This is a genomic window from Frankia sp. AiPs1 (genome assembly GCF_023716945.1).
Lineage (GTDB): Bacteria > Actinomycetota > Actinomycetes > Frankiales > Frankiaceae > Frankia.
Genome location: NZ_JAMQQF010000178.1, coordinates 1 through 10,812, shown reverse-complemented (window position 1 = coordinate 10,812; position 10,812 = coordinate 1). Strand labels below are relative to the sequence as shown.

General features: G+C 70.9%; 8 protein-coding genes and 1 pseudogene. 6 read left to right on the top strand and 3 right to left on the bottom strand.

The features are described 5' to 3' along the window. A partial coding sequence (locus ND748_RS16490) for a hypothetical protein (RefSeq protein ID WP_251746689.1) occupies positions 1-214 on the bottom strand: 214 nt, incomplete at its 3' end. A gap of 511 nt (positions 215-725) precedes the next feature. Here ND748_RS16490 and ND748_RS16485 point away from each other — a divergent pair. Continuing rightward, entirely contained in the window at positions 726-1,004 is a 279-nt protein-coding gene (locus ND748_RS16485) for a hypothetical protein (RefSeq protein ID WP_251746688.1), read from the top strand. Between the two features lie 127 nt (positions 1,005-1,131). On the opposite strand, the gene ND748_RS16480 is transcribed toward ND748_RS16485, so the two are convergent. Continuing rightward, positions 1,132-1,584, bottom strand: coding sequence for a hypothetical protein (locus ND748_RS16480; protein ID WP_251746687.1), 453 nt, complete (start codon positions 1,582-1,584; stop codon positions 1,132-1,134). Between the two features lie 154 nt (positions 1,585-1,738). Here ND748_RS16480 and ND748_RS16475 point away from each other — a divergent pair, with 154 nt between their 5' ends. Both ND748_RS16475 and ND748_RS16470 read left to right on the top strand, forming a co-directional pair. Then, complete coding sequence (locus ND748_RS16475) at positions 1,739-6,745, top strand: DUF6531 domain-containing protein (RefSeq protein WP_251746686.1); 5,007 nt, start codon at positions 1,739-1,741, stop codon at positions 6,743-6,745. After that, on the top strand, positions 6,738-7,088 hold the full coding sequence (locus ND748_RS16470) for a hypothetical protein (protein ID WP_251746685.1): 351 nt from the start codon (positions 6,738-6,740) through the stop codon (positions 7,086-7,088). The genes ND748_RS16475 and ND748_RS16470 overlap by 8 nt, the downstream gene beginning before the upstream one ends. 494 nt (positions 7,089-7,582) lie before the next feature. Here the strand turns inward: ND748_RS16470 and ND748_RS16465 are convergent. Next, positions 7,583-8,271, bottom strand: a pseudogene (locus ND748_RS16465) (ISAzo13 family transposase); the annotation flags it as partial. On the opposite strand from ND748_RS16465, the gene ND748_RS16460 reads away from it, so the two are divergent. From ND748_RS16460 to ND748_RS16450, 3 genes are all read left to right on the top strand, one after another. Further along, entirely contained in the window at positions 8,268-8,549 is a 282-nt protein-coding gene (locus ND748_RS16460; protein WP_251746684.1) for a hypothetical protein, read from the top strand. The pseudogene ND748_RS16465 and the gene ND748_RS16460 overlap by 4 nt on opposite strands. 197 nt (positions 8,550-8,746) lie before the next feature. Next, entirely contained in the window at positions 8,747-9,067 is a 321-nt protein-coding gene (locus ND748_RS16455) for a hypothetical protein (RefSeq protein ID WP_251746683.1), read from the top strand. A 46-nt stretch (positions 9,068-9,113) separates the two neighbouring features. Beyond that, the coding region (locus ND748_RS16450; RefSeq protein ID WP_374215940.1) for a hypothetical protein at positions 9,114-10,812 on the top strand (1,699 nt) is incomplete at its 3' end.

Sequence of the window (10,812 nt, the reverse complement as noted above, 5' to 3'; positions counted from 1 at the left end):
GCGCCACGCCCTGCGCGTCGCGACGGCCGAAGAAGACGACCGCCGACGCGCCGAGCGCGTGCAGCAGCGGCCCGGACCCGTCGCCGCCGACATCGGCCGGGCCCGGCCCGGCCGGGCTCTCCCGGTCGAAGGTGACGCCGGTCAGGCGCGGATGCCAGTACGAGCCGCGCGTGACCGCCGCCTCGAACCGCCCGTCGTCTGGCCAGATACGCACACCACTCACCAATGTCTGCGGCGGACAGCGGACAGCGGGCAGCGGCGACGCCCGAATACACGCCGACGCCAGGGTGAACGCACCCGCCGACCCCGGAAGCGACGTCATCGGAAATCCCGGCCTCGTGGCGGCCGGCGGCCGGACCTGCCCGTCTACACACATTCACCCGGGCCGGGACCGAGCTACCAGGCCAGCACGGGAACGGCCAACACCATTGCTGCCCGACTATAGCCGGGCGCCGGCGAGAGCGTCCACCGTTCGAACGCTGGTGAATTTTGGAACCGGCCGTCAGGGTCGTCGATACGATGGTCGTCGAGACGGTCAGTCTGTTACCGCTGTTTGTCGATGCGCAATCAGCTGCTCGGTGGCCGGCGAGGGCGTCCGTCCGGGCTGTGGTGCCGTTCAGCAGGAAAGATATGGCGCCGCTGGGACGAGGTGCCGCCCGAGTAGATGGTGTGGCTATGATGATGGCGTCGGCGGCAGAATCGACTTGCAGGGAGATCGGGGATCGATGGCTCGGGTTGTCTCCACTGACACGGCGCGCGACGCGATCGGGCGTATGCAGCAGATCATCAACTCCGGGCTTAGTCAGGAGATCCAGAACCTGGAACGCGAAGGTCAGCTGCTGAGTGACCCGAACAACTGGGACGGCGGCCTCGCCACCCAGTTCCGCGCCGACATCTGGCCGCAGACCAAGACGGCGCTGGACAACGCGGTCACCCAGCTTGGCGCGCTGCAGCAGAAGGTCAGCCAGATCAACACGGACATCATGAATGCGGGCGGCAACTGAGCGACGTGCCGACGGCCGCCCGCCCCGCCGCCAGGCACCGAGCCGGTGCCGGTGCCGGTGGCACCCTGCGCGCCAGGCGTTCCTGGGAGATGTGGCCGCTCGTGGCCGCCGGCCCGGGGCGCGGTCCCTAGTCGTAGACCGGGAGGCTGCCCGTCGCGGCGAAGGCGGGCGGCTGCGGCACGGCGAACGGCCCGGGCTCGGGCCCGTAGTCCTCGTCGGAACCGAACACCGCGTCCTCGACGCGATGGAAGAAGCCCCGGTGCTGCTTTTTCTCAGTGACGTGGTCGGCGTATCGGACTTTCGCCTCCTCCGCCATCGCCTGGCTCCACAGGGCGGCCAGGGTGCGGGCGTCATCCCGCATCGCGGTACTGAGATGTGCGTCACTGCCCTGTTCGGTGGTCACACTGCTGCGGAACTCCGTGGCATAACGGCCCTGCCAGTGGCGCAGGGCCGTGGTCGCGGCGGTGTCCCGCTTTCCGCGGAACGTGTCGACACCGTCGGCCAGGCCCCACAGCCGCCTGGCCAGCTCAAGTGCGCCGTCGAAGTCGAAAACCACATGCTGGCCGCCGTGCACACCCATCCTGAGCCTCCCCCGGGAATCAGTGGACCGTCCGGGGCATTGTAGGGCCCCGGCACTATGACGGGTCCGGACGATCGCGGAAAACTTAGTTCGGATCCGCGGTAAGCGGATGGGGATCCGGCCCCGTGAAGTCCGGGGAGAAAGGAAGACCGTCGTGGCCACCAGCTCCGCGGATCCCGAGGACCTGGGCACCTACGTCACGGACGCCACCGCGGCTCGCACGACGCTGGCGGCGGCGGCGACCGGTGTGCGGGCCTGCTACGACGATGTGGTTTCCCGGTTCGGGGCGCAGTACAGTCTTTCGCATCCGGATCTGTGGGCGAAATTAAGTTCGCATCTGAGCGAGGCCGAGGAGCGGGACCGTTTCGTCGCCACGGTGAAGGATGCGTTCGTCGCCGCCGACCGCGGCTCGCCGGGCACGGCCGCCGGCACGGTCACGGTCGACGACAGCCGGATCGCCGCCGGCCTGAAGGCGGCCGGCATCAGCTCACTTTCGACGACCACCCTCACCGTCGACGACCCGACGCTGCTGGGCCACCCACCGGACAGCGGCTTCGCCGCCGACCCGGTGTGCACCGCCAACGGCAACCTCGTCGAGCAGGAACTCGACCTGCCGCTACCTGGCCGGGTGGCGCCGGCCGGCTGGCGGCGGACCTACAACTCCCGCGCGCACGAGCGGCTCGGTGCGCACGGGCGCGGCTGGTCCAGCTGGGCCGACACCGCCCTGGACCTCGGCGCCGAGCAGATCGGGGGCGCCGAGCAGATCGAGTGGCGCGCCCCGGACGGCGCGCGCTCGCTGGTGGCGCGCCCCGGCGTGGACCGGCCGACCGAGCTGCCGCTGCTGGGCGCGACCCTGCACGCCGAGGGCGCGGGCTTCCGCTTGACCCGCGGGCCGGGGGAGACCTGGTGGTACGACGAGGCCGGCCAGCCGGTGCGGGTGCGCGTCGACCGTACGGAACTGCTGCTCGCCTGGTCGGGCAGCCGGCTGATCAGGCTGTCGCATCCCCGTTCGGGCCGGTTCGTCGAGCTGGTGTGGGACGACGAGCGTGCCCTGGTCACGGCGGTGCGGGCCAGCGACGGCCGGGAGGTGCGCTACTCCTACGACGAGTACGCCAACCTGGTCGCCGTCGACGGCGGCCCGCAGGGTTCTCGCCGCTACCGCTACCGCCACGCCGACGGCGCCGGCGCCGGCACCGGCCTGCTGACCGAGATCGTCGATGCCGACGGCGTGACACTGGCCCGCACCACCTATGACGAGGCCGGCCGGGCCCTGACCCAGCTCAGCCCCGAGGGCCGTCTCGTCCGGTTCGCCTACCGCGAGGGCCATCGCACGCTGGTCACCGACGAGGCGGGCGGCGCCATCAACGAGTACCGCCACGACTCCGCCGGCCGGCTGGTCTGCGTCGTGGACGACGCGGACCGACCGTTCTACCGGGTGTTCGACGACGCCGGCCGGCTGCGCGGCATCGAGGAACGCTCCGGTGCCCGCTGGACGATGGACTACGACGACGAGGGCAACCTCGTCCACCGCGCCGGCCCGTGCGGCATCACCGAGCGCTGGTCATGGGACACCCTCGGCCGCCTGACCAGCTACACCGACCCACGCGGCCACCGGACCCGATGGGTCTACGCCGGCACCGCGCGCACCCCGGTGGAGATCGTCGACGCGGCCGGCGCGCCGACCCGGATCACCGTGAACGACGACGACCTGCCGACCTGCGTCGTCGATCCGGACGGCGTCACGACGCGGTTCCGCTGGGACGACGACGCCCAGCTCATCGACGTGCGGGTCGCCGGCGGCGGGCGGACCAGGCTGCGCTACGACGCCGCCGGCCGGCTGGTGGGGATCACCGGGCCGGCCGGCCAGACCCGGGTATGGGAGAACGACGCCGCCGGGCGGGTGACGCGCGAGCATGGCCCGGACGGGGCAGGCAGCGAGTACCACTACACCGCCGCCGGCCGTCCCGACGGCTACGTCGACCCGGCCGGGGGCCCATGGGGTTCGACGTATGGCCCGCACGGGCGGGTCGAGCAGGTCACCGACCCGCTGGGTTCGACACTCGGCTTCGAGTACGACCTGTTCGGTAACACCGCGCTGATCGTCGCCCCGGACGGCCAGAAGTTCCACTTCGACCACGACGGCCTCGGCCGGCTGGTGGCCCTGAGCGACCCCGCCGGCGCGACGTTCCGCCGCGGCTACGACCCGGACGGCCGCCCGACCGTCGAGTCCGACGCCGAGGGCCACGAGTGGCGGGTCGAGTACGACGAGGCCGGCCGCCCGGTGCGCCGCACCAGCCCGGACGGGCGGTTCTGGCAGCGCGCCTACGACCCGGCCGGCGCCGTCATCGCCGAAACGGACCCCGCGGGCGCCGTCACCCGCTACGAACACGACCCGCGCGGACGGCTGCTGGCCGTCACCGACCCGCTGGGCGGGCGGCGCACGCTCGAGTGGACCCCCGGCGGGCGCCTCGCTACCGTCACCACCCCGCTCGGCCGGCGCGAGACCTACGGCTACGACCGGGCCGGCCGCTGGGTGCAGACCACCAGCCCGTCCGGGGCACGCACCCTGTACCGCCGCGACGCCGCGGGCCGGCTGACCGCACTGGTCACCCCCGCCGGCCGCGAGACGACCTGGGAGTACGACGCGTACGGCCGCGTCGTCGCGGTGACCCGCCCGGGCGAGCGGCGCACGACGATCGAGCACAACCCGCTCGGTCTGCCCGTGGTCGTCACCGACGGCACCGGCGCCTCCCGCCGCTACACCTACGACGCCCGCGGCGCCCTGACCAGCGCCACCGACCCGCTCGGCGCCGTCACCCGCTACACCTACGACGCCCGCGGCCAGCTTGCCGCCTGGACCGACCCACTCGGCGGCCGCCACGAGCTGCGCTACGACCAGGTCGGCCGCCCGACCGCCACGACCGACCCCCTCGGCCGGACCACCACTGTTACCCGGGCCAGCGACGGTGCGGTCCAGGCCTGGCGTGGTGCGGACGGCGTCGGCCAACGGCGGTGGCGGGACGCGGCCGGCCGGCTGGTGGGCGAAGGTCTTCTCGACGACGCCGAGCCCCGGACTCGTTTCGACCACGATGCCGCCGGTCGCCTGATCAGGGCCACGGCACGGGCTGATGCGACGGGACCCGATCGGGGCGTCTCGCTGACCTACGACGCGGTCGGTCGGCTGGTCTCCCGCACCACCGCGGCGGGCCGGCTCACCTGGGAGTACGACGCGGACGACCGCTGCGTCCGGCTGGGCCAGGCGGGCGCGCCGCCGGTGCGCCACGACTACGACGACGACGGCTATCTGCGCTCCGTCGAGCACCCGGCGCTCGGCGTGCGGCGGATCGACCGGGACGCCGACGGGCGGATCAGCGCACCGGGCAGAACGGTGGACCGTGACGCCGCGGGCCGGATCACCCGGGTCGTCGACGGTGGCCGCGAGATGCGCTTCGGCTACGACGCGGCTGGCCAGTTGGTCACCGCCGAGGGGCCGTGGGGGACCCAGGCCCTGACCTGGGACCTGGGCGGACGCCTCGTCGCCGAGGACCGCGGCGACCCGGCCGGCGTCCTCCGGTCCACCTACGATGTCGCCGGCCAGCTCGTCGAACGCCGCCTCGGGGCGGCCGAGGTGACCCGCTACCGGTACGACGAGGCCGGCCGCCGCGTGGCGGAGGACGGGCCGACCGGCACCACCAGGTACGGCTGGGACGCCCAGGGCCGACTCGCCGAGGTCAGCCGCATCCCGTCCCGCGCTGTCGGCGGCGACGCGCCGCAGGAGCGGATGACTCGCCTGGTCACCGACGCACTCGGCGAGCTGCTGCAGATCGACGGCACCGCGGTCCGCTGGGACCCGGTGACCTGGCCGGGGCAGGTCCAGAGTCTCGGCGACACCACCTACGTCCGCGCCGAGTCGGCCATCGGTGTGATCGGCCCCACGACGCCGGGTGCCCGCGCGGACGGGCCGGGCGAGGACGCGGGGCGTGGGCGCTGGCATGACACCGACTGGCAGGGCTCGCTCGGCGGCCATGACCCGTGGGGAGGGTTGCTTCCCACCCGCGACGCCGGAGAGGCTGCTCGCGGCTCGTCCCCGGATGCCAGGGTCCCGGTCGGGCTCGGCTACCGTGGCGAACTCGCCTTCGACGGCCTGCTCTGGCAGCGCGCCCGGGTTCTCGACCCCCAGACGCGTTCCTTCCTGTCCCCGGATCCGCTCGAGCACGTTCCCGGCATGCCGGGTGCGGCGAACCCCTACCACGAGGCGTGGAACAACCCGGTCGGAATGCTGGACCCGACCGGGCTGCGTCCACTGAGCGACGACGCGTACGAGGATTATCGGTCGCAGTCCGCCAGGAACATGTTCGGCAAGGCCTGGCACAACATCCAGAAGGACCCGTGGGGAAGCCTGGCCGCCGCCGCGGTCATCACCGCTGGGGTCGGGCTGATGTTCGTGCCGGGAGGGCAGGCGATCGGTGCCGGCATCCTCATCGGCGCCGGGAGCTCTGCCGGCCTGGGTCTCGTCACCGGCAACTTCGATCCCATGGCCGTCGCGCTTTCCGGTATCGCCGGGGGTGTCGGCGGCGGTGTCGGCGCCGCCACCGGAAAACTCGTCACGAGGGAGGGCTATCTGGTCGCGGCCGGATCGGGCGCAATCTCTGGGGCTGCCGGGGATGTCACCGAACAGCAGGTAGCCCACCCGGGGCATCTTGATCTCGGCGAGGTCGCATTCGGCCTGGCAACTGGTGGGCTCGGCGGAGCGGGTAGCCGCATGCTGTTCCGGCCGACTCTCAAGCCGGCCGACGTGCGGTTCAGTCAGGGGTCGGTCGGCAGGAGAGTCCCGCAGTACGTCGCCAGCATGCGGGCGAACGGTTGGGCTGGCGACCGGATTGACGTCGTGCGGATGTCCGACGGCGGACTGACGAGTGTCGACAACCGGCGGGTGCTCGCGGCAAAGATGACGGACACCCGGATCCAGGCGAACATCCACCGGTACAGCGACCCGATACCATCCGATGTCGCCGGCCGGTTCAGGGACACGAAGAAGATTTCGCCCGACACCTGGGGGGAGGCGGTGGAGAACCGATTGCGGGGGCAGAAGGCAATCTTTCATCAGACGTATCCGATGGGATCGCCCATAACCAGCTGGAATGGAGGGTGGGATGAGTAGCTTGATATCCACCGTCGATCTTCCTCGGGACTTCACCTATCCACCGGAATTTCTCCGCGTGGTGGAGCTCGGACTAACCAACCTCGAACCCTGGTGGATCATGGATGGGGAAATTCTGTTCCGCCGACACCTCGGCCTGCGCAGCCGCTACCCCGACGATTGCTTCGTACCGTTCGCGGAGCGGCAGGACAACGATGACGTCGCCTGTTGGGATCTGGACTCCGGCGGTATCACCGTCGTACACGACTTCGCCAGCCCTGGATACCACAGGGAAAATGCCTTCGTCAATTTCTACGCCTGGTTCCGGCGGGCTGTCGAGGATTTTATTGAATGGGGTGAATAGTTTTTTGGCCGCCAGTCGCAGTCGCACCGGAGTACTGAGTATTGCTGGGAGAATGTGGGCGTGGGCGTGGGCGTGGGCGTGGGCGTGGGCGTGGGCGTGGGCGGTGCTGGCGGCCTGGCCGTGGCCCGCAGATCCGCTGCGACCAGGAGCCTGGCCCCGGCCGCCGAAGGTAAAATACTGTGGACTACCTGGCAGAACTATCCAAAGGTCTCTGTTGATGGCAGGCAATACGCTCAGATCGGGAATCGGCTGTACTCGAGACATGCGGTGGACAGAATGCAGCCAAGCGGACTCCGGTATTCGGCCAAGCCTGGGCCGCACGAAGGGGTAGTACCGGTGGAACTCCGCAGATATTCCAAGCTGGTGGCGGTTACGGCCGCAGTGTCGCTCCGCAATATATCGAGGATGCTATAAGAGGCACCGACGGTGTATGGCAGCAGGACGGCAATATCATACACTATAAGGGTTCGGATTGATATAAGTTAATCGCCTGGCTAGTTGATCGTGTAGTTCCAGTCCCCGTAGAATTCATGCCTGCTGATCGGGATTTCCTCTTTGTCTCGTTCGTTGAGCTTGATCTTGGTGGGATAGTCGCCGGGATCTTGGCGATGAGGCTGACGATGGTCTGGAAGGTGGTCAGCGGCCGGCCGCGCCAGTTCGCAGTGATCCGGGAGAGCAGCCGGTGCTCGATCTTGTTCCATTTCGAGGTGCCCGGTGGGTAGTGGCAGACGGTGATCTGAAGGCCGGTGTCAGCAGCGAGTTTCGCGAGTTCGCGCTTCCAGAGCCAGGGGCGGTTCCCGTTGGAACCTCCACAGTCCGCGGTGATGAGCAGCCGGCGCGCGTTCGGGTACTTGTCCCGGCCCATTTCCTGCCACCACTTCCTGATGGTGGCGACCGCGAACGCGGAGGTGTCGTGGTCGATACCGACAGAGACCCAGGCCGAATTGTCCGCAAGGTCGTAGACGCCGTAGGGGATGGCCTTGCCGTCGGCGAGCTGCGGGAAGTCGTGGGTGTTGACCTGTTCCGGCTCGCCGGTGCGATGCCACTCCCGGCCCGGCTGGCCGAAGCGTCCGACCAGCTCCTTCTTCTTCGTGTCGACGCTGATCACCGGGTCACCGGCGGCGAGGAACGTCGCGGCGATGGCGCCCAGGTAGCCGAACTGGGCGTCGCGATCCGGCCGTGTACGTCGAGCTCGATGTTCCGGATGACTGTCGGTGGGGGCTGGACATCCACGTCGTGCCGGAGGGGCTGACAGAGGGAATCTGGCCGGGCGGTCCGCAGGGGGACGGTTGCATTCTGGTCGGCCGCTGCCTGGAACTTACCTACTACGACGTCGTGATCCTCTCGGTACTCGGCAGTCTCCTGATGATCAGTGCCGTGGGAGAGGCGCCCACGCGGACGGACGGACTACTGATGTCCGTGCGTTCCCCGCGGCTCGAGGTGTTCCCGGAGAACGTGTGAGGCCCGCGCGGTCCCATGACTTCGTGGGTCGTTGACTGGGGCGGACGCAACCCGTCCGGGAGCTGGGCTTTCGTTTGTCACCGGCGGCCTCGGTGCCAGGACGGTAGCCTGCTCAGGCGGGGAGACGGGTTCGGTTTCGGCCCGTTGCCGCCGGCGTTGGACGCCGGACCGACGCGGAGCATCACCAGGGTGGGACGATGGCTGGGCGCAGGACTGTGACGTGGAGTTTCGATTGTGTACGCGAATGGGTCGACGGGGAATCGGAGGCGCTCGCTGGGATGGGCGTCCGGGCGGAACTGGTTGTTGATCCGGTGGAGCGGGCCAAGAAGGCCGCCTGGGTTGATCTGGAATCGGATACACGTCTGGCTCGCGTGATCTTCTGGGGCTCTGGTGAGGTGGACCTCACGGTGCTGGACGTCGCACGCGGAGTTGCTGTGTGCGAGGAGCATCGGGAGGTCACCTCGTGGCAGGGAGTGGTGAACACGCTGCAGGATGCGGCGGCCTGGACGGCCTCATGACACTTCCGACCGGTCCTGTCGGGCGCAGTTCGCGGTCTCGGACCTCATGATTGTCAGGGTGCGCGCGGTCGCCGGGGGCGGCGGGGTGCGGGACTGGTCGGTGGAGGTCGGGGCGGACGCGACTGTGCGGGAGCTGGGCTTTCGCCTGTTCGGCCCGCCCGGCGAGCTCGGTCTTGTGGTGGAAGGGGAGCCGTTCGGGCCTGAGGTGCCGGTAGCGATCTGCGGGATCGTCGACGGCGTCGAGGTGGCCCCGGCCGAACCCGTGGCCGGGTACCGGTCCGAGTACAGCAGCGGGTTCGCTGCGGCAGGCGCGTCCACCTGGCAGGGCGACGACGCCGATGCCTGGTGGGAACCCACGGTCGCGCCGCAGCCGGGCGGCTTCGAGGCGGCCGCGTCGGATTCGGATACCGACTGGTGGACCCCCGCGCCGTCGCTGCGTGCTGAACCGTCGGATCCGCTGCCCTGGTTGCCGGCGGGGTCGCACCCCGCCGGGTGGGAGCTGGTGGTCGTCGCCGGCCCGGGCGCCGGCTGGCGGCTGCCCGTGCCGGGCGGGCAGGAGGTCTCGCTGCTCGTCGACGCGTTCGACGGGCCGCTGCTCGAACGCGGCGGCGTCGAGGAGGCGGCGGCCGAGTTCACCGTGGCCGACGACGCGGTCACCTGCCGGTGGGCGGCGGCCGAGTTCACCGTGGCCGACGACGCGGTCACCTGCCGGTGGGCGGCGGCCGAGTTCACCGTGGAGGGCGAGGCTCCCGCGGACGATCAGGTCCTGCGCCCCGGTGCGGTGCTCACCGTCGGGCGCAGCACCGCACGCCTGGCCCGCGCGGACGGCGGGCTGACCCGACCGGGCCAGGCGCTGGGTGTGCCGGCCGAGCACCGCCCGACCGTGCCGTTCCACCGCACCGCCCGGCCGGTGCCACCGGCGGCGCCGGACGTGGTCACGCTGCCGCCGACGCCTCGGGAGCCGGGCCGGGCGAGCCCGTTCAACTGGGCCTCCCTCGGCGCTCCGCTGGTCCTTGCCGGCCTGCTGTTCACGATGACCAGGCAGCTCACGTATGCGCTTCTGTCCGCGATGGGCGCGATCATCGTGGTGTTCTCGTTCGTGGAAAGCCGGCTGCGCCGCCGCCGGGAGGTGCGCCGCGGCGCTGCCGAGCGGGCGGCGGAACTCGCCGCGTTCGACACCAGGCTGGCCGAGGCCAGGCGCCAGGAGCTGCGGCGCCGCTGGGACGGCACGCCGACGGCCGCCGACTGGGTGCGCGCCGCCGACCAGCTGGGCGCCACCCTGTGGGAGCGTGGGCCGACCGACAGCGACTTCCTCGACGTCTTCGTGGCCGTCGGGCACCTGCCCTGGCGTCCGGCGGTCGAGCGGGTGGACCAGGCCGGCGCCGAGATCAGGGAGCGGGTGGCCCGTTCGGGGGGTCTCTCACCTGTCCCGCTCACCTTCAGCCTGGACCGCGGCGAGCTCGTGACGCTGCGCGGCCCGCGACCGGAGGTGCTGGGCCTGGTCCGCGCGGCGATCTGCCAGGCCTGCTGCGCGCAGGGGCCCGCCCATCTGCGGATCGGCCTGCTGGTCGAGGACACCGCCGACTGGGAGTGGCTCAAGTGGCTCCCGCACCTGCGGGACGAGGCCAGCGCGGAACTCCGGGTGCGGCACATCGACGCCACCGCTGACCCGCAGCGCGCCGTCGACGAGGCCGCCGCCTGGCTGACGGCCGCGGACGGTGACACACTGAACGCTATGGCGCCCC